13 protein-coding genes are annotated in these 22293 nt (G+C 27.0%); 10 read left to right on the forward strand and 3 right to left on the reverse strand.

Annotated features, from left to right (window positions below):
- Nucleotides 1-144 precede the first annotated feature (144 nt).
- Nucleotides 145-4767 carry an alpha-1,3-galactosidase-related protein gene (locus tag ACZ5TJ_RS05970; RefSeq protein ID WP_464201965.1) on the forward strand — a complete coding sequence of 1541 codons (4623 nt, stop codon included), beginning with the start codon at nucleotides 145-147 and terminating at the stop codon, nucleotides 4765-4767.
- A 173-nt stretch (nucleotides 4768-4940) separates the two neighbouring features.
- Here ACZ5TJ_RS05970 and ACZ5TJ_RS05975 read toward each other — a convergent pair whose 3' ends face one another.
- Nucleotides 4941-6347, reverse strand: a complete 1407-nt coding sequence (locus ACZ5TJ_RS05975; RefSeq protein WP_464201966.1) for an alanine/glycine:cation symporter family protein — start codon at nucleotides 6345-6347, stop codon at nucleotides 4941-4943.
- 224 nt (nucleotides 6348-6571) lie between these two features.
- Nucleotides 6572-9103 carry a transglycosylase domain-containing protein gene (locus ACZ5TJ_RS05980; RefSeq protein ID WP_464201967.1) on the reverse strand — a complete coding sequence of 844 codons (2532 nt, stop codon included), beginning with the start codon at nucleotides 9101-9103 and terminating at the stop codon, nucleotides 6572-6574.
- A gap of 98 nt (nucleotides 9104-9201) precedes the next feature.
- Here ACZ5TJ_RS05980 and yunB point away from each other — a divergent pair, with 98 nt between their 5' ends.
- A complete protein-coding gene (gene yunB / locus ACZ5TJ_RS05985; protein ID WP_464201969.1) occupies nucleotides 9202-9843 on the forward strand; it encodes a sporulation protein YunB in 642 nt (213 codons plus the stop codon).
- Nucleotides 9844-9897: 54 nt separating this feature from the next.
- Here yunB and hpt read toward each other — a convergent pair whose 3' ends face one another.
- Nucleotides 9898-10425: a hypoxanthine phosphoribosyltransferase gene (gene hpt / locus ACZ5TJ_RS05990; protein WP_464201971.1), complete on the reverse strand. Its 528-nt coding sequence runs from the start codon at nucleotides 10423-10425 to the stop codon at nucleotides 9898-9900.
- A 169-nt stretch (nucleotides 10426-10594) separates the two neighbouring features.
- On the opposite strand from hpt, the gene hflX reads away from it, so the two are divergent.
- The 8 genes from hflX (at nucleotide 10595) to ACZ5TJ_RS06030 (ending at nucleotide 22212) form a co-directional block, all read left to right on the forward strand.
- Entirely contained in the window at nucleotides 10595-12394 is a 1800-nt protein-coding gene (hflX, locus tag ACZ5TJ_RS05995) for a GTPase HflX (RefSeq protein ID WP_464201972.1), read from the forward strand.
- A 142-nt stretch (nucleotides 12395-12536) separates the two neighbouring features.
- Nucleotides 12537-13433 carry a nucleotidyltransferase domain-containing protein gene (locus ACZ5TJ_RS06000; protein ID WP_464201973.1) on the forward strand — a complete coding sequence of 299 codons (897 nt, stop codon included), beginning with the start codon at nucleotides 12537-12539 and terminating at the stop codon, nucleotides 13431-13433.
- A gap of 11 nt (nucleotides 13434-13444) precedes the next feature.
- On the forward strand, nucleotides 13445-14860 hold the full coding sequence (gene pdxR, locus ACZ5TJ_RS06005) for a MocR-like pyridoxine biosynthesis transcription factor PdxR (protein ID WP_464201975.1): 1416 nt from the start codon (nucleotides 13445-13447) through the stop codon (nucleotides 14858-14860).
- Entirely contained in the window at nucleotides 14848-15495 is a 648-nt protein-coding gene (locus ACZ5TJ_RS06010) for a YigZ family protein (protein WP_464201977.1), read from the forward strand. Before pdxR ends, ACZ5TJ_RS06010 begins: the two co-directional genes overlap by 13 nt.
- Nucleotides 15496-15608: 113 nt before the next feature.
- Nucleotides 15609-16346, forward strand: coding sequence for a YebC/PmpR family DNA-binding transcriptional regulator (locus tag ACZ5TJ_RS06015; RefSeq protein ID WP_054199463.1), 738 nt, complete (start codon nucleotides 15609-15611; stop codon nucleotides 16344-16346).
- 264 nt (nucleotides 16347-16610) lie between these two features.
- Complete coding sequence (locus ACZ5TJ_RS06020) at nucleotides 16611-16994, forward strand: hypothetical protein (protein WP_077230496.1); 384 nt, start codon at nucleotides 16611-16613, stop codon at nucleotides 16992-16994.
- Between the two features lie 164 nt (nucleotides 16995-17158).
- Nucleotides 17159-21343, forward strand: a complete 4185-nt coding sequence (locus ACZ5TJ_RS06025) for a YobI family P-loop NTPase (protein ID WP_464201980.1) — start codon at nucleotides 17159-17161, stop codon at nucleotides 21341-21343.
- Between the two features lie 128 nt (nucleotides 21344-21471).
- The gene (locus ACZ5TJ_RS06030; RefSeq protein ID WP_077229005.1) at nucleotides 21472-22212 is read left to right on the forward strand and encodes a hypothetical protein; all 741 of its coding nucleotides are present in this window, start codon (nucleotides 21472-21474) and stop codon (nucleotides 22210-22212) included.
- The last annotated feature ends 81 nt before the right edge of the window (nucleotides 22213-22293 follow it).

Genomic DNA, 22293 nt, shown 5'->3' on the forward strand with positions numbered 1-22293 from the left:
TCGTAAAATTAGTTGCTTTTTAAAATTATATACAGTTGATAATCCGAGTGATGTAACAGATTGTATAAATAAAAGGAGGGGATCTAGGATAGTATTAATGAGTTAATATAGTGGTTTTAGAAAGTGTTTTCATAGGAGGGAAAAATGAAACAAATAAGTAAAAAAATAATAGTATTTTTTATGTTATCATCATTAATAATATCAAACATAGGTAGTACAACATTTAGAGTATTTGCAGCAGAGGATAGTGATGTAATTATTTATGCAAGTGATTATGGTGTTGATTCAACTGGGAAGAATGATAATGCAAAGGCACTAGTTAAGGTGTTTGAAGCGGTAAAAGAATTAGGTAAGCAGGGAAAAAAGGTTACTTTAAAATTTGATAATGGTATTTATCAGATTCATAAAGAGAATTCTCAAATTCGTGAAATTCATACTTCAAATACTGACAGTGTAAGATTTCCTAATAAATCAATAGGAATATTAATTGAAGGACAAAAAAACTTAACTGTTGATGGGGGAGGAGCAAAGTTTATTATTAATGGTGATATGATGGCTCTTGCAGTCTTGCAGTCTGAAAATATAACGATTAAAAATCTAAGCATAGACTATCAGATACCTACAACATCAGAAATGACAGTACTTGATTATGATATGGAGAACAAGACAGTTGATTACTTTATTCCAGAATATTTAAATTATGAAATTCAAGGTGCAAATATTTTGTGGAAATCAGAGCAAAAATCTGATGGTGAATATTACTGGCAAGAACGTAATGATCACAGAAATTACGGGATTTCAGTTAAATATCCTACAGAATTAATGGGGCGTAGCTATTATTCACATCAAAATCCATTTACAAATGCTAAATCAATTGAAAAATTAGATAATTCAAGGGTACGAATTAAATATAATTCAAATCCAGCATTTGATTTAGTTAAAGGAATGAACTTTCAATTAGTATCTAATGCAGAGCGTCCTACAGCAGGGGCTTTTGTATGGGAAAGCAAAGATATAAATATTATTAATACAAAAATATCATATATGCATGGGTTTGGTTTTTTAGTACAGATGGCGGAAAATGTAACCTTTGATGGTATTCGTATGGAAACAGATATAGAAACTGGACGTAACACATCAAGTTTTGCAGATGGGATACATGTTTCAGGTGCAAAAGGTAAGATTGAAATAAAAAATTCATTTTTTAATAATACACATGATGATCCAATAAATATTCATGGTACATTTACACGAGTAGAAGAGGTTATAAATTCTCATAAGCTTAAACTTAAATATGTTCATGCACAACAAGGCGGATTTAAACAGTATTATAAAGGTGATAAGGTTGTATTCTATACACGTGATACATTAGAGTCTCGTGATAATGAAAAAGAATATACAGTTAAAAGTGTTGAAGGACCAACAAGTGATAATTTAAAAGAGATGATTGTAGAATTTGAAGAAGAAGTACCAGCATTCTTAACTGAGCGTATTGGAAATGAACCAAAATTTGTTGCTGAGAATGCCACATACACTCCTGAAATTTTAATTAAAAATAATGAATTTAAAAATGTATTTACTCGTATGATTCTTGCAACATCACGTAAAAAGATTGTAATTGAAGATAACTATTTTGAGTCACCATCAATGCCAACAATGTTTTTCTCAAATGATTCAGATGAATGGTATGAATCTGGACCTATTCGTGATTTAGAAATTAGAAATAATACGTTTAATATTAGAACACTAGGACGTACATGGTGGAAATATGCACCTGGTATATATATACATCCAGTGACAAAAGGTGGAGGTTTACCGGATGAATCAAATCCAATACACAAAAATATTTTAATTGAGGACAATACATTTTATTTAGAAAGTGACGGAGCTGTACGTGCTGAGAGTGTAGAAAATCTAACATTTAGAAATAATAAAGTATTTAGATTAGATCCAGGTGTAGAGCTAAGTATTGAAGGTAAGAAAGAATTACAAGTTGGCAATCAAAGTAATTTAAAGTTAACGTATGATGGTAATGTAGTAGAAGGACCAAAGACATTACCAGGTGGACCAGAAGGAAATTCAGGAACTGTTGCAAATGTTTTAGAATTTAAAAATAGTAAGAATGTCGTTTTAGAAAATAATTTTTATGATGATGGATTAAAACAAAATGTTTTATTAGAAGGAATGGGTACTGATAATCTTAAAATGACAGATAACTTAAAGGTCTTAACGAAACGCGAAAATACAAAACCTTCTGAGGCAGTAAGTGATGTTCAGTATGCATCTACAAATCCAGAGGTAGTAAGTGTTGACAAAAATGGAAAGATGACAGCTCATAAAGAAGGTAATGCTGAAGTATTTGCATATTATATATGGAACGATACAATTATTGAATCAAATAAACAAGAAATAAAAGTTTTAAAGAAATCAGATAAGCCATCGATAGATTTTGAATTTGAGTCAGATGTAATGAGTATAAATGATGAATCAGGTGTAAGCTACAAAGTTAAAGGTGATATCAATACTGATGAAATTGAATATACAATTCACGATAAAGATATTATTCGATTTGATAATAATAAATTTTACGGATTAAAATCAGGCTTAGCACGAATTACAGCAAATTATAAAGGTGTAGAAAAGAACCTATTTATGGTTGTAAATAAAAATGATGATCAAAAAGTTTTAAATCCTATTATTAAAATTGAAAATAAAGATGCTAATAGTGTAATTAGTGAAGAGAGTATTAAGATAACACGTCAAAGTGGAAATGATCTATGGGGTAATGATAATACACTAAGTAATCTTGTAACTCTTAATTTAGATTCAGTTGATAAAAATAATTTCACAGGAATTGTAACAATTGATGGTCTGCCAGAGCGCTCTAGTTCAAATTGGGATTCAGCGTATCTATTAATTATGAAGGAAAAAGCTGATGGTACAGTTGATCGTGATAATTATTTATCAATAGGAAAACGAGCTCATGCAGATGGAATTGGCACAGTTCATGAAGTGAATGCTAGGGGAACTGAATATTCAACTAATAATACAAGTGAAAATAGTGTTCGTAAAGCAACATTTGCAATAGAAAAACAAGGAACCTTAGTAAATTTATACTCCATAATAGATGGAGTTAAAAATAAAGTTCAAACAGTGGATATTAAAAACTTTGGAGATAATTTAAAACTTGCTATTGCAGGATGGGGTAATGCTCAAGCAAATAAAGATTTAAAGATTACAGATATAAAAATAGGCAATGGTGCAGTCGATGAAGTCATGGAAACTAGATCTTTGTCAGTTATGATATTAGATAAATCAGAATTTATAATTTCAAACTTAAACCATGAAGGTATTAATCATGAATTTATTAATATGACATTTGATTCAAATTATGAAGGTAAGAACTTTACAATTGTTAATGGAAATGGCAATACACATCTTGTAGAAGGAACTAAGGTTATGTTATCACAAGACGGTAATTATAAGATATATGTTGTTTCACAATTACCAAGTGGTAAATTTTCAAATATACTTGATACAACAATTTCTCATAAAGGACAAGAACTTGAAGGGGTTTATGTTAATGGTAAGAAAGTTGTTGATGGAGATACAATTACTATTCCAGCAATGATTACAAAGCTTCATGTTATGGATTATGATAATAAAACTGAAGAAGTTATTGATATTAAAGATAAAGACGTATTAAATGGAAGGTTTGGTAGTGTTAAACTTAATAAAATTAAATCAAATATAACTGGTATTAAATCTATTAATGCAAAAGGATTTGGTAAAATTGATCTTAATGATAAAAATTCATTTATTAATACAGATAAAAAAGATAACACTATAACATTTGAAGTTGAATTAACTGAAGGAACAGATAAGCTTATTGCCAAAAACCACGATCATGGAATTGAGTACGAAGTAAACCAAGTAGGAAATAAAGCAACAGTTACTGCTTCAGTATATAATGGGGTAAATAGTATTGCTTTTGAAGCTATAGCTCATGATGGTATTACAAAGACAAAGCATACTGTACATGTGATGAGATATGCACCAATTGAAAAAGGTATTAAAGAAATAGTTTTAAATAATGATAGTGTAGATCTTGAATCAGATAAAATTGATTTAGAAAATAAGACAAATAAAGTTGTAATTGATGCTAAAGCTAATGATAAGAATGCAAATGTATCACTTATGAAACGAAATGGTGCTAAAGTAGAGACTTTAAAAGGAACAAGTACAGTTGAAGTTGAAAATGGTGATGAGATTGTTGTAAGAATTATTCATGAAAATGGCCGTTCATTTGAATTTAAGACATTTACAGTTCAAAATGCAAAGGAGCAAATAGATATCAAAGATTTAATTACATTAATTGAAAAGGCTGAAAAAATAAATTTAGAAAATATTACAGACGAGACAAAAGACATATTTATATCAGTTCTTAAAGAGGTTAAAGAAGGCGTAAAAAATGGAATTGACTCAGAAGAAGAACGTGATACAATGATTAAAAAACTTCAAGAAGCAATTAATCAACTTAAAGAAAAACCAACAAACCCTAATGAACCAGATGAAGAGAAACCAACAGACCCAGATAAATCAGATGGAGAGAAACCGCAAAATCCAAATAATGATAATAATACTAATGATAATGAAGATGATTTACCTAAAACAGGTATAAGTGATACTTTAGTACAGATAGGAGCCTTGATTATTTTAATTGGACTTGGATTAATTTTCTTAAATCGCAAGAAAAGACAAGCTTAATAAAAAAAGGAAATAGATTTTAAGATATAAATAAAAAGTAGAAATACATAGAAAGTATTTCTACTTTTTTATTAATAAGATTTTTAAAGTGTAGGTTTTTATATTTCTGCAGCTATACTGTATCAGCATGTAATTTTTTTATGAAACATTTAAAACTTTTTAAGGCTGATTTTTTATTCCCATTCCTTTGCATTTTTAAGTCCAGGAATAGATGAAGCTTTAAATACTGGCTCTTTTATACCAGATTTCTTTTGCTTTGTATAATCTTTTAAAGCTAGAAATGCATATTTACTTAACATAAATATTGCAACTAGATTAACAATTGCCATTAATCCCATGAATACATCAGCTAAGTTCCAAACAACATCAACTTTAGCAACAGATCCAAATAGAACCATTAATATAACACATACTCTATAAGCAAATAAGAACCATTTTTTATCATTTAAAAATTCAATGTTAGATTCTCCATAATAGTAGTTACCAACTATTGAACTAAAAGCGAATAAAAGAATACATATTGCTATGAAAGTATTACCAAATGGACCAATTTGAGAACTTAATGCATCTTGTGTAAGCTTTATTCCAGTAGAAGCATTAGGGCCTGAATAATCAACACCTGATAAAAGTATTATAAATGCAGTACAACTACAAATTATTAATGTATCAGTGAAAACTCCAAGAGTTTGAATTAAACCTTGTTTTACAGGGTGTGTAACATTAGCAGTTGCAGCTGCATTTGGGGCACTACCCATACCAGCTTCATTTGAGAAAAGTCCTCTCTTAATTCCAAGAAGAAGAGCTCCACCTAAAGTACCACCTGCAACTTCTTTAAATCCAAATGCATTTTCAACAATTAACTTTAAAACTGAAGGTATTTCAGTAGCATTCATTATTAAAATTATAACTGCAATTCCAATGTAAGCTAGTGCCATTACAGGAACTAGTACTTCAGTAACTTTTGCAATTCTATGTATGCCACCAAATATTATAAGTGCAGTAAGTACAGTAAGTATTATACCTATAACTAATCTATTAACTCCAAAAGCAGTGTTAAAAGATTCTGTAATAGTATTAGATTGAACTGAATTGAATACTAAACCAAATGCTAAAGTAATAAGTACTGAGAATAAAACTCCCATCCATTTTTTATTTAAACCTTTTTGCATATAATAAGCTGGACCACCTCTAAAGGATCCATCTTCATTTTTCTCTTTATAAATTTGAGCAAGAGTTGATTCAACAAAACTTGAACCTGCTCCAATAAGAGCAATTATCCACATCCAAAAAATTGCACCAGGACCACCTACTGAAATTGCAATTGCAATACCAGCTAAATTTCCAGTACCAACTCTTGATGCTGTACTAATACAAAATGCCTGGAAGGATGAAATACTTCCTTTTTCTTTTTTATTAGAAAAACCATCGCCTAGAAGTCTAAACATTTCTTTTAAATATCTAAACTGCACAAAGTTTGTCCTTATAGTAAAGTAGGCGCCTAAAACTAATAAAAGTGCAATTAGAATATAAGTCCATAGAAAATTATTAAACTTCAAAATAATATCGTTTATTATATCCATATTAATCCTCCCGTTAAAAAATTTTTATAAAAGATGTATTTATTTTATAATAAAATATCAATATTTGCAAGAATAAAGTTTAAAAAATTCATAATGAAGGATATAACAAGTAAAAATAATGAAATTAATTATTTAAAAGAAATATAATGCAAGAATGGTATGGTAAAAATTCAAAACTATATAAAAAAAGATTGCTACATAATGTAGCAATCTTAATATTTAAATTAATGTATAAGTGGTTTTATTATAGATGGAGTATTATTCGTTTGATTATTTTCAGTATTAGTTTGGTTATTATTAGAATTTACTTCATCTGGATTTTTGTTTTTATCATCTTCTTCGTCCTTATCCTTATCTTTATCATTGTCCTTATCTGAATTGATACTTGGCATTGATGTCATATCATCTGAAGATGATGGAAGAACATATTTGTAATCAGCTGTTTTACTATTTGGATAAAGCTTCTTTATAAATACTCTTTGAGCTACTAATCCGCTTGGAGTGCTTGAAGTTGCAAGTTTTCCATTTAAAGTGTTAACTGAAGCTGCTACGTGAGTTTCACAATGTTGTTTTGGCTCAGTGCCCTCTATAAACATTTCAGTATATATTCTGTTACCTCTAGGATCATTTTTACAAAGATCAGTTGGAAGCTTACCAGAATCTTTACATACAGCTACTTCAACAATTCCATCTGGTTTTTGGATATCTTCTGTACTTAATCCTTCGTTTGCAACCTTCATGATTTTTCCCCAAAGGTTTGAAGCAGTAGTACCAGAACCTCCGCCTTTAATAGAATTATTTTTATCGTATCCTACCCATACAGCTGCACTTAAATGAGGAGTTAAACCAGCAAACCAATAATCTTTATTATAACTAGTAGTTCCAGTTTTACCTGCAACAGGCATACTACCAAATTGAGCTCTTTGAGCATTGTATTGAATAGGGCCTTTTAACATATCATAAACAATATAAGCTGCTTGCTTTGATAATATCTTTTCTTCTTGAATTTCATTGTCAAGTATAACATTCCCGTTGTTATCAATAACTTTAGTATATAATCTTGGCTTTACATAAACCCCACCATTACCAAAAGTACCCATAGCAGAAGCCATTAGATATGTGTTACCACCATCTGGATCTTTAGGGTCATTAGGGAATTGACCAAGTGCAAGTACAGAAGGTTCCTTTTTCTTTATATCATCTTCAGTGTACTTAAGACCAAATTTTTGACCATAAGATAAAGCTGTATCACTACCAGTTTCTAATAAAGTTAGTGTTGCACCTACGTTACTTGAACGTTTAAGAGATTCTCTAAGTGTAGTTAAACCATAATACTGGTTAGGTGAGTTTGTAGGGTTATATGATGATACTGACTTTGGAATTGGTGCATCATCAATAACTGAAGCTGCAGTTAACTTTTGACTATCAATTGCAGGTCCATAAACAGTAAGTGGTTTTGAAGATGAACCAGTAGGTCTAAGCGAGCTATAGGCTCTATTAAGTGACTGAGCATCTTGATCACCTCTGCCACCAACAAGCGCTAATACTTTACCAGTTTTATAATCAGTAACTGTAGCAGATGCTTGAAGTAGTGGAATACCACTTTCATTAACTTTGTCTGTACCTGGAATGTTAAAGTTACTGTAATTATTTAATATTTTTTGAGTACTATCTTGGATTCTTCTATCCATTGTAGTGTAGACTTTAAGTCCACCAGTTGAAATTAAATTCTCAACTTGTTCATCACTATATTTATATTTAGCTTTTAAATCTTTTTTTACTTGATCTACAGTTGCATAAATGAAATCTTCATAAGGCAATCTGTAATCAGTTTTAGTTCTTTTAAATTTAAGCTTTCCATTATCTAAATCTTTAATTGCTTTATCGTATTCAGCTTTAGTTATATAGTTATGTTCTAGCATTTTTGATAAAACAGTTTTAGTTCTTTTTATATAAGGACTAGGATCCTTTTCATTATTTGGATTATAAGCACTATAAGCTGTAGGGGCTTGAGTTACACCTGCTAAGTAAGCACATTCAATAAGATTTAAATCAGAAACATCTTTACTAAAGTACATACTAGCTCCGGCTTTTGCACCATATGCAATTCCTCCAACAGGGAAATGATTTAAATAGGCTGTTAATATTTCATCCTTAGAAAGCATTTTTTCAAGTTCTAATGCTAGATATATTTCACTAATTTTTCTTTCTGCTGTTTGCTTGTTAGTTAAGATTGTATTTTTAACTAATTGTTGAGTTAAGGTTGAAGCACCTTGAAGTCCACCTTTACGTGTCACAAGATAAACGGCATCGTTTGCAAGTGCACCTAGTATTCTTTTTACATCAACTCCGTTATGTTCATAAAATCTTTCATCTTCTATAGCAACAATAGCATTTTTTAAGTTTTTAGGTATCTCTTCTGATGTAACCTTTTGATAATCTTCTTTACCATGAAGAGATGCTATAAATTTATCATTATCATCATAAGCTGCTAAAGTTTGGTCTACATTTACAACTTGATTTATATCTATAGGTGGTGTATTTTTTACTACTGCAACGATATATCCAACTCCGATAACTGCAATTGCTAAAAATGCAAAAACAATACTTAAAATTGTCCATTTAAAAATCTTTTTACTTTTCTTTGATTTTTTTGAAGAATTTTTTTTAGACGAGTTAGATTTTGACATATTTAATCTTGACGTTTGGCTACTTTTTGTGTTTTTATTCTTTTTTGGAACTTTTTTACCTGCCATCTCATCCTCCTAATCTTTTAAATTAATAGATAATAATATTATCCATTATAGCATAATTATAATATGATTAAATCAATAACTCAATAAAAAGGTGTAGTATGAAACATTATTCAAAGGCCCAAACAAAAAGATATAAGTCCTTTATAGTTATTATTATTGCATTATTTATAGTTTTTAATCTGATCCTTACCCTTTTTGATAAGAAGGTTATGCCATCTGTTTTAAATATTTCTGAAACTATGATGAGATCAGAAGCTATAAAAACTATAAATGCAGTTAGTGTTGAAGTTTTTGATGAAGAAGCTTCTAAAAAAGATATCGTAAAAATTGAAAGAGATAAAAATAATAAAATCAATTCAATAAGTGCAGATACAATAGTACTTAATAAATTATCATCAGAAATAGCAATAAGATGTAATGAAAGGTTAGAAGACCTTGGTGCTAAGGGGATAGAAGTACCACTTGGATGGATGACAGATAAAAGTGTTTATTACAATTTAGGTCCTAAAATAACAATAGAGATGGAACCACTTGGAAATATTGAAAGCAGCTACGAATCGGTTTTTGAAAGTGCAGGAATAAATCAGACAAGGCATAAGATTTATTTAAATGTTAAAGCTAAAATTAAGATAATTATACCTATGTATACAAAAGAGTTTGATGTGGATGCTCAAATACCACTTTCTGAGACAATAATAGTTGGAGAAATTCCAGATGCAGCAATACAACTTAATGATTAAAATATAAAAGAAGGCATAAAGTTTATGCCTTCTTTTATATCAAAAAAGAGTATACTATTTTGTTTCCCAGTTGAAAACATATGGTACATTTCTATAATGATCACCATAGTTTAATCCGTATCCAACTACAAATAAATCTTCGATTTCAAAGCAGCAGTAGTCTGGAGTAAGATCTACCTTTCTTCTTGAAGGTTTATCTAAAAGAACAGAAGTTTTAACAGATTTAGCACCTAATTTTTTTACGTGATTTATAACGAAATCCATAGTAATACCACTATCAACAATATCATCAACTATTAATACGTCGTATCCTTCTATATTATCTGGAATATCATTTACTATTTTAACTACTCCAGAACTTGTTTCGTTATGACCATAGCTTGATGTTGTCATAAATCCTATTTTTGCTTTTGTGTCTATGTGTCTAACTAAGTCAGCTGCATATATAAAGCTACCTCTTAATAAAGATAAAACATAAAGATTTTTGTCTTTATAATCCTCTGTTATTTCTTTACCAAGTTCAGCGATTCTTGTTTGTATTTGTTCTTCTGAAAATAAAATATTACGCTTTTTATCTTCCATGATGAAAACCCTCCCGTGAATATTATTTAAAAATGTTTGTAATAATAAAAATACTGTATTATACCATAAAAATCAAGTATAAATTTCCCATCATACATTTACAATGGTGTTTTTATAGTATAAAATTATAGTCAAATTAAATAATATATATAAAGAAAAAGGTGATTTAATGATACATGGAAATGTTGAAGGAATAAAGAATTCCTACCTTTCAGAGCTTGATGATTTATATAGTGTAAAGACTTTAAAGCAAGAAGCTTGTAATATAGAAATAATTGAAACTATATCTAGAATTTCATCTCAAATAGAAAGAGAAGTAAGTGTTGCAATAGATAGAAGAGGGAAGGTTACATCAATTGCAATAGGAGATTCTACATCAGTAGAGCTTCCAGTACTTGATATAAATGAAAAAAGATTAGCAGGAGTACGTGTTATACATACTCATCCAAATGGATTATGTAATCTTTCAGCCCTAGATTTAACTGCACTTTTAAAACTAAAATTAGATGCAATAATTTCTATTGGTATATATGATGGAAAAATAATAGATTTTTCATTAGCTAATTTAACAGTTTTTAATGATAATCTAGTGTATGAAGAAATGCAAAATCTATCATTAGAAAAACTTATGTCAATAGATATGTTAGAAAAAATAAGATATGCTGAAAGTCTTATAAAAGAAAATGATGTAATAGAAGATGAAGGAGAGAAAGCAATATTAGTAGGATCAGATACTAGAGAAAGCTTAGATGAACTTGCTGAACTTACAAAAGCTTGTGATATACCAGTTTTAGCTAAAGTTTATCAAGGAAGAAGTAAGATAGATCCAGCTTTCTTCATTGGAAGAGGAAAGGTTCTTGAAATAGCTCATTTAAGACAAACAGAAAGAGCAAATGTAATAATATTTGATGATGAACTTTCAGGTTCACAAGTTAGAAATCTTGAAAACGCTATAGGAGCGAAGGTTATAGATAGAACAACTCTTATTCTTGAGATTTTTGCAAGAAGAGCAAAAAGTAAAGAAGCAAACATTCAAGTAGAACTTGCACAACTTAAATATAGATTAAGCAGACTTCAAGGTCTTGGAACTGTTTTATCTAGAACAGGTGGTGGAATAGGTACAAGAGGACCTGGGGAAAAGAAACTTGAAACAGATAGAAGACATATTAGAGAAACTATATATGATTTAAACTCAGAACTTAAAAAGATTAAAAAGATTAGAGAAGTTCAAAGAGAAAAGAGAAATAAAGAAAGTATACCTAAAGTATCTCTTGTTGGATACACAAATGCAGGTAAATCTACTCTTAGAAATGCTCTTTGTAAAATTGCAGCTTCAAAAGATAATAGACATAAAGAAGAAGTATTTGAAGCAGATATGTTATTTGCTACTTTAGATATTACAACAAGAGCTATAATACTTAAAAATAAAGGATTAATTACTTTAACAGATACAGTTGGATTTGTTAGAAAGCTTCCACATGATTTAGTTGAAGCATTCAAATCAACACTTGAAGAAGTTATTTATTCAGATCTTTTATGTCATGTAGTTGATGCTTCAAGTGATGACTGCTTAGATCAAATTAAAGCTGTTGAAGAAGTATTATCAGAACTTGGAGCAATTGATAAAGAAACAATTCTTGTATTAAATAAAGTTGATAAGATAAGTGAAGAAGCTTTAGATGAAATAGAAGAAAAATTATCATACTATGATAATGTAATTAGAATTTCAGCTAAAGAAGAACTAAATTTAGATAAGCTTTTAGAAGAAATAGAAGAAAAGCTTCCTTATAGCTTAAAAAAATGCGAGTATATAATTCCTTATGATAAAGGGGATATAGTCTCTTTCCTTCATAGAAATGGTAGAATATTAAGTGAAGATTACGTTAATGAAGGTACTAAACTAACAGTAGAAGTTGATACAGAAGCTTACAATAAAACAAAAGAATATATAATAAATGAATTAAATTAAAGTAGTTTACTAAATAAAGTATTATAAAGATTTCTATTGTACATAACATACATTAGAAATCTTTATTAATTTGAAATACTATTTTAACAATATACATAGTTTTGTTATAATAAAAGAAAGAATAAAAGGGGGTGTACGGAATATGAAAAATATAATAATAGAATACCAAAAGGCATTTAATGAAATATTAGAGAATTTTAAAAATAATAAAAATGTTATAGCAGTATTTACATTTGGAAGTATAGTTTCAGGAGATATATGGGAAGAATCTGATATAGATTTTTTTGTTATATATAATTTTGAATATGATTTTGTAAGAGATATATATTCAGAAATGTATAAAATACCAGTACATACTAGGATATTAAGTAAAGAAAAGTTCTTAAGTTCTTATAAAGAAGATGGAAGTAAAGGTACTGCAAGAAACATTTTGAAATTTTCTAAGTTAGTTTTCTCAAGAGACAAAGATATAAACAATCTTTATAATAGATCTATTTATGTAGGTGATGAGTTTAACCATATAGATAGTTTAGAATATTTAAGCAGAGTTATTAAAGATGTTGGAATATGTAAAAAATATATACAAAATGACAGAGTATATACGGCTTATGAGATGATAGTTAGAAGTTTAGATAGTTTCTCAAAATTATACTTAAATTTAAATGGATATACTGTAAGTAAAGATGCTATAAGAATGGTTATAAATTTAAATGATGATTTTAAAAAATTAATAGATGAGAAGCTTTTTAATGGAGTAAAGGAAGAAAATATAATAGATATAATAAATTATATAAATATATATGTAGATAAAAATATATTAAAAGCTTCAAAAATAATTACAGATATATTAAGTGATGGAGAAGAATATTTAAGTGCATCAGAAATTAAGAATAAAGATATATTAAGAGGTTCTAATATTAAACTTGAACAAATATTAAAAAGACTTCTTACAAAAGGAGTAATTAAGAAAAAAGATAAAGAAGTTATAGATAGTAATGGTAATGTAATTATAAGTGAAAATGTATATGGAATAGAATAAGGTGATTAAGTTTGGAATTTATAAGAAACATAGTATTTGAAGAAGAGACACCAAAATATATACAAATTGCAAATAAGTTTAAGCATCTTATAGAAACTGGTAAGATAAAAGACGGAGAAAAACTTCCAACTATAAGAGAACTTAGTAGCCTTTTAGGAGTAAATAAAATAACAGCAGTTAACTGTTATAAAAAACTAAAAAATGAAGGCTTTGCTTATCAAAAAGTAGGTAGTGGTACTTTTGCAAAAAAGAAAGAATTAAACATAGCTTTTAGAAATTCTTATTCACAAGCTTTAAAGATGATAAAAAATAATTATAAAAGTAATTACGTTGATTTTACTGGTGAAATAACAGATGAAGTTTTATTTCCAATAAAGGAATTTAAGAAAATAATAAATAAAGTTTTAGATAGGGATGGGGAAGAAATATTATTGTCTCAAAATACTTTAGGTTATGATCCTTTAAGGAAAACAATAAACAATGTATTTTGGAATGGTAATATAGATACAGAGGATATTTTAATAGTTTCAGGGGCGCAACAAGGTATAGATATCGCATCTAAAGCATTACTTAATATTAATGACAACATAATAGTTGAGAAACCAACTTATGGTGGAGCTCTTTCAGTATTTAAGTGGAGAAGAGCAAATATATTTGAAGTACCAATTGAAAAAGATGGTATAAATATAGAAAAGTTTGAAAGAATAGTAAAGAAAAATAAGATAAGATTATTTTATGCTATGAGTTATTTTCAAAATCCAACAGGTGCATCATATAGTTTAGAGAAAAAGAAACGTATACTAGAACTTGCAGAAAAATATGACTTTTATATTATTGAAGATGATTATTTATCTGAGCTTATTTATGAAGAAAATTTTGAATATATTCCATTTAAGCATCTAGATACTTCAGACAGAGTTATATATATAAAGAGTTTTTCTAAAATATTTATTCCAGGTATAAGACTTGGTTATATAGTAACTCCTAAGGTGTTTAGAGAAAACTTTTTAAGAACTAAATTTAATACAGATATTACAACATCAACTCTTATGCAAAGAGCACTTGAATATTATATAGCTAACGAAGACTTTAGAGGTAATATTCATAATCTTTCAGTTGAATTTAAGAAGAGATATGATTTAATGGGAGAACTTATAAAGGATGAGCTTTCAGATTATGTATACTATAATAAGCCAGATGGTGGCTTAAATTATTATTTAGAACTTAAAGATAAAAATATATCATCAAAGGAATTATTTTTTAAACTTGTAAAAAGAGGAGTTTATATAACTCCAGGAGTATTATTTTTTAGAGATGATAAAGAAGGGGACAAGACATTTAGAATAGGTTTTTCTCAAACAGATTGTGATAAAATAAGAAAAGGGCTTAAGATAATCAAGGAGGAATTAAAATCATGGCATATATAACTATAAGAGACTATGGAGAAGATAGCTTTGAAGAGAAAAAATCAGAGTTTATAGGCTATGCAAAAAGAGTTGAAAGTGAAGAAGAGGCTAAAGAATTTATAAATGAGATAAAGAGCATGCATAAGCAGGCTAGACATAATTGTTTTGCATATGTAATTGGAGAAAATTACGGAATTCAAAGATATTCAGATGATGGTGAACCACAAGGAACTGCTGGAATTCCAATACTTGAAGTAATGAAAAAGCAAGGGGTAACGGATTGTGCTATCGTAGTAACAAGATATTTTGGTGGAATACTACTTGGTGCAGGTGGTCTTACTAGAGCTTATACTAAAGGAGCAAGTATTGCACTAAAAGCTGGTGGAGTAGTTGAAAAAGTTGAAGGATGTAAAGTTTCAATTACAATAGATTATGATTTAATAGGTAAAATTCAATATCTTTGTGGCCAAAACAATTGGCATATTGAAGATTCAGAATACACTGATAAGGTTACAATATTTATATATGCAGAAAAAGAAGTAGCTGAAGTAATAGAAAAAGAAGTAATTGAAGCTACAAATGGAAAGGCTATTATAAGTGAGAGTGAAGAGGATATATACTTTAAGGAAAATAATAGATTATTTAAAGCTATATAAAATCATATTTGTAAAGAAAATATAAACAATGCAAATATTGAATAAATTTAAATGTCTATGATATAATTTTAAGGTATAATTTTTATATTAACATATAATAAGGAGGAATAGACATGTCAGGACACTCAAAATGGCATAACATCCAAGCTAAAAAAGGTAAAATGGATGCAAAAAGAGGAAAGATTTTTACGAAAATTGGGAAAGAATTAATGGTTGCAGTTAAAAACGGTGGACCAAGTCCTGAGTCTAATGCTAAACTTAGAGACGTAATTGCAAAAGCAAAGGCAGCAAATATGCCAAATGACACTATACAAAGATCAATAAAGAAAGCAGCTGGAGAAACATCATCAGTAAACTTTGAAAAAAATGTTTACGAAGGTTATGGTCCATCAGGAGTTGCTGTTATAGTAGAAGCTTTAACTGATAATAAAAATAGATCAGCAGGTAATATAAGAAGTGCCTTTACTAAAGGTGGCGGTAACATGGGAACAACAGGTTGTGTTGGATTCATGTTCCAAGAAAAAGGAGAAATCGTTATTGAAAAAGGCGATTTAGATGAAGAAGAAGTTATGATGATGGCATTAGATGCAGGTGCTGAAGATTTCCAAGCAGAAGATGAAGTATTTGTAGTTTATACTGAACCAGATAGCTTCGGAGAAGTTAGAGAAGCATTAGAAGGAAATGGATTAGAATTCTTAGAAGCTGGAGTTAAAATGATACCAGATACTACTTCAGAATTAAATGAAGAAGATGCTAAGAAGTTCCAAAAGATGTTAGACTTACTTGAAGATGATGATGATGTTCAAGAAGTTTACCACAACGCTGAATTCCCAGAAGGATGGGATGAATAAGACTTTTTAAGCACTTTTGAAAATCAAAAAATAATCGATTGTGACATACAAAAGTAAGATAACACACTTTTAATGTCGATATACAATAATCATGTTATATCGGGATTGGAGGTGTGTTTTCTGCTTTTATTTATAAATACAAGTTGTTACCAATAATACAGTGAATAAAATATTTAAATAACATTAGGAAAATATGAATTTTTATGTATATAAAATTTATATAGAGAATATATTTTATCAATAATGAATAAGTAGGAGAGAGTAATGATAGTTAAACCAAATTTAAAGAAAGATAAGTTTATATCTAGAACGGAAGTAAAAATTTTAGTGGAAGGTATGCCAGCTTTTAGCTTTAAAGACGAAGAAATATATAATGATAGTTGTTTACACTATAACGGGGATTTGTATAGAACTAATGATGGAGAAGAATATTATATTTTTAGAGAGTTGGACTATTGTACATTATATATTATGAACTGTAATAAAGAAATATATAATGTATTATCTAAGCAAATAAAATTAACTGATGACATAGCAATTTTCGATAGTATTAAAGAGGAAAATGGCGAAGAAAGATATGTAAATATACCAGTATCTTATAGACATATTGAAGGTTTTAGGGGAAATAATTTTGTATTTATGAAGTAAGTATATAGTGGATATTATTTATGCTACTAGATATGAGTAGCATATTTTCATGAGAATATCTTTTTTATTATTATTTATTAAAGTGGGATATATTGAAAATATTAGCAATTATTGTAGAGGTTAACCTGTATTTTTGATAAAATAATTAATAAGGGGGAGTTGTTATGATAAATAAAAAAAAGAAACCTAAATTAAAGAAATTTTTAATGTATATATTAGAAAAAGTTTTATTGATAAATAGATGGATTTACAAAACAATTTCTAAGTTGAATGAAAAAAATTATAAGTTAAATAATTATGTAGAATTAACGCCGATAGATACATTAAAAAAAGATAGTACATATATAGAGTCATTAAAGTGGGCAATTGATAATGATAAAACAAATAATATTGCCATATCAGGAAAATATGGTGCTGGGAAAAGTAGTATAATTGAAAGTTTTAAAAAGCACTATCCAGAATATGAGTATATAAATGTATCATTAGCTAATTTTATTGACAATTGTGATGGGAATATTGAAGATAAATTAGAAAAAAGGATATTAGAACAATTATTTTATAAAGTTAAATACAAAAAAATACCATTTTCAAGATATAGAAAGATTAGAAATGTTGGAATAGGGGAGGCAATTAGAATTGGCCTAGTGATATTATTAGCAGTTGTAACATCATCAATAATTATTAATCCAGATATTATATCAAATACATATGATAAATTTGATAAAATTAGTAAAAACCTAAATGATATATTCCCTTCATTTTTACAAATTAGCTGGATAAATTACATTGTACTTGGAGTAGCTATTTTATCAGTTAGTTTTTTATCAATACAAGTAATAAAACTTATAAAGAGTAAATTTGTAATAAACAAGGTAACTGGAAAAAATATTAGTGTAGAAGCTACTATGGAACCAATCGATACGATTTTTAATAAGTACATAGATGAAATAGTATATTTTTTTGAAGCTACTAATTATGAGGTAATATTTTTTGAAGATATCGATAGATTTAATAATGTCAATATATTTACAAAATTGAGGGAATTGAACATATTAATAAATAATTCGGAAGCTATTAAGCAAAGGGTTAAATTTATATATGCAGTGAAGGATGAGATATTTGGAGAAATAGTTCAAAAAGAAGTTAAGAAGAATGATAATAAGGAAAAAGGGAATGAGAAAGATAATGATAATAATCAAGGTGATTACTTAAAGTATTATAGTAATATAAGTAAAAATAGGACAAAATTTTTTGATTATATATTACCAGTTATACCTATAGTCAATAATGAAAATTCATATGACAAGCTTTTGGAAATTAATAACAAGCTAGAGGATGAATTAAAGATAGATGAAAAATTACTAAGTGATGTTTCCATTTATTGCGATGATATGAGAGTGCTAAGAAATATAGTTAATGAATATATAACTATGTATAACACTATAAAAGAAAATTATATTTATGAAAAAAATAATACAAAATATGAGATTGAAGATAGTATTAATGAATTTAAATGTGATAAAAATCAATTATTTGCAATGATTGTATATAAGAATTTATATCCAGTAGATTTTTCAAAATTATTAAATGATAGTGGAATATTATATAATATATTTAAAAATAAAAAAGAATATATTGAAGTGCAGAAAGAAAGTTTAAAAAAGGAAATAATAGCAAAGACTAATAGTTTAGAAATATTAAAAAAAGAAATATTCTATGATATTAATGAACTATATTTATGCTATAAAGCTAAATGGAAAGAAAAGTATGATTATGTTTATATTAATGGATCTAACAATTATTTTGATGAAAATTTTAAGAAAAGAGATTATTTAGACTATATTAATAGTTTGGATAAAATTTCAATATATAAAAATTCATGGATGATTTCAAATGAAAGTAAAGTTGAAAAAGACATTTGGTGTATAGGTGGTAGTAGAAATTATTATGAAAGATTTATAGAAATTGAGAAAAGTAAAGGTGATATTGAAAAGAGAATAAAAGAATTAACTAAGGAAATTGATAATTTACATAATAAAATAGATTTATTAGAAAGTCAGAAAATATGTAATTTAATTAATAAGAATATTAGTGAAAGTGTATTATTAGAAAAAAATAAAGATTTAAATAATATACCATATTTAATTAGGATGTTAAAAAAAGGAATTATAAATGAAGGATATAAAAATTCGATATCATATTTTTATGAGGGAAAATTAAGTGCAGATGATTATTTATTTTTACAAAGCGTATTAAATAGAAAGATAAATAAGTTTGATTATCCTTTGATCAATAGTAAAGAAATAATAAAGAAATTATATGTAGAAGATTTTAAGGAAGAGTTTGTACTTAATTATAATCTTGTTGAATTCTTATTAAAATCTGATGAGTATAGAGTCTATAAAGATGCTCTAATTGAAAATATGATAAATTTAGAAGATAAATATGTAAATTTTGTAGAAGGTTTTTCAAGAGAAAGAGATATAGAAAATACAGCATTGTTACTTTATGAATGTTCCATAAGGGATAATGAGTTTATTAGTAAATATATTGAGTTTAATGTTAATGAAAAGCGTAGGTTTGAAATTATAATTGAATATATTAATCAAAATAAAGTAAGGGTTATTAAAGAAAATCTTAATTTTGACATAATTGTAAAGAAGATTATATTTGAGACAAAATTCTTTATAGAGACTGATTTAAAAATTGAATATGAAAAATTTGCAGAATTACTTAATGGTTTAATTATAAATATAGATAAGATTAAAAAAGTAGATATAAGTTTATTAAATAATGATCAAATAGAAATGTATAAAAAATATATAAATATAGTATATGAGAGTTTAAGATATGGATTTAATGAAGAAGTTTTAGATGAAATAATTTTATGGAGGATAAATAATTCAAATTTAGGTAACAAAGGATATTATACATTAGCTAAAGAATATAATTTGAATGATATGGTGGAATACTTAAGTGATTTTGCAGATGATTATGTAGAAAATGTATTATTAAAGACAGAGAAAAAAGAGAGTAATGAAAATATAATAGAATTGATAAATTTAATGGACACTAATAGGGAAAGTATAAAGAAACTTATAGAAAATATTGAATTTAAGGTATTTGATATAAATGAAATTGATAAAGATATATGGGGTATAGCAATTAAAAATAGAAGAATATATAATAAATGGAGTGAAATAATAAAATATTATTTATATAAAAATGAACTTAATGAAATAATAATAGATTACATAAATGATGAATTAGTTTGCATAGAATTGTCAGAATATAAATTTGATGATGAATATGATAATGTAGAAAAAGAAGCTGAAGATAAGATATATGATTTTGAATGGGGAATATTAAGTAATAATAAAATTAATGAAGAAAGTTTAAATATTTTAATGAAATCATTTGGAAATCCATTTACAGATTTAGATATGGGGGATGTTACTGTAGAAAGACTTTTATATTTGATAAATAATTCTAGAATAGCAACAAATAAGAATTCATTTAAAACAATTAATCAAAAGGATAAAAATTTAGCTGTCATATTGCTTAAGAAAGATATTAATAGTTATATTGAAAATTATTCAGAATATGAGATTGATTCTGAACAATTTATTGATATTATAAGTGATAAAAATATAGGTAATAACGCTAGAAAAGAAGTTGTAAAAATAGCTATAAATAATATAGAAGATGAGAAAGAACTAGCAAAAGCAATTGCAGAATATGAACTAGAAAATTCAAAGCCTAATGAATTAGAGCTGAATGTACTAAAATATATAGCGATTTCAGAAATTGATAATAAATTGAAATTTGATATTATTGAGAGAAATATAGATGTATATTTAGAATATGAAAATGAATTTAAAAAAGAAATTGAAGTATTAGATAAACTAATAAATTCAAAGAATATTAGTCAAAGTAGTAAAGATAAACTCATAAGTATAATAATAAAAAATGAACTCAATGATATAAACCTTATAAATTCAGTTTATAAGAATAAAGAAAAAAACTTTGAAGAAGAAATGAATGATGATATTATTGATTATTTTATGGATTCGCAAATAAATGAAAATAATAAGTTGAATTTATTAAAAACTCAAATTAAATTCAAAGAAAATCAGAAAATAGAAAAGTGGCTTGATCTAATTTCACCAAATTTAGGTAAGTTAGTTTGGAGTGAAGAAGATAATATTTTAGTAGAAAATGAGAAATCTATCAGAGAGTTAATAAAGGAATTAAAGGAAAAGGATATTATAAAGGATTACAAAGAAATAGCTAAAAATAAACTTAATATAGAAACTAATAATATTTTTAGCAGTGAACTAAATGATTAGTGTTAATACAAAAAGCCACATAGAAATATGTGGCTTTTTTATAATTATAAAATTTCTTAAGTAAGCTTATACTATAAATATTATTTAAGTATTAAAAAGGGATTCTGAAATAGTGAAGAGGTGAAAATATGTACAAAGAACATAATTCATTTGAAAGTATAGATGATAATAAAAAAATATGGAGATATATGGACTTCACTAAGTTTGTAGATATATTAGAAAATGAGGCATTATTTTTTACAAGATCAGATAGATTTAAAGATAAGTTTGAAGGAACATTGCCAATAGCAAATGAAGTTATTAAAGAGAGAGAAAGTAAGGTAGATTATGAAGATAGAAAATTGAAATTAAAGTTAATAAAAGAAGTAAGAAAACATATGCTTATTAGTTGTTGGCACATAAATGACAGTGAATCAGATGCTATGTGGAAATTATATTCCCAATCAACACAATCAATAGCAATACAAACAAGCTTTGGAAGACTTAAAGAAGCTTTTAAAAAAACAGATGAAACAGTAAATATCGGAAAAGTTAAATATATAGATTATAATCTAGATGTAATTAATGAAGATAGTTTATATAATTTTTGGTTACATAAAAGAAAAGCTTTCTCTCATGAGAATGAATTAAGGGCAATAATATGTAGATGTGATATAAGTAAAATTAAATATACGAATTTAAATATTAAAGACATACCATCAGATTATGGAGAAAATATTGATGTGGACTTAAACATGCTTATAGATTCAGTATATGTATCACCACTTGCTGAGCAGTGGTTTGCAGATTTAGTTGAAAAAGTTATAAGAAGATACGGTTATAATTTTGATGTTAATTACTCAAAGTTAAGTGATAATCCAATATTTTAATTACATAAAATAATATAGTTAAATAAAAATTAAAAGGTTTATTATAATGAATTATTTTGTTTGTGGTAATAAAAAAGAATT

Source organism: Clostridium budayi (assembly GCF_055396605.1).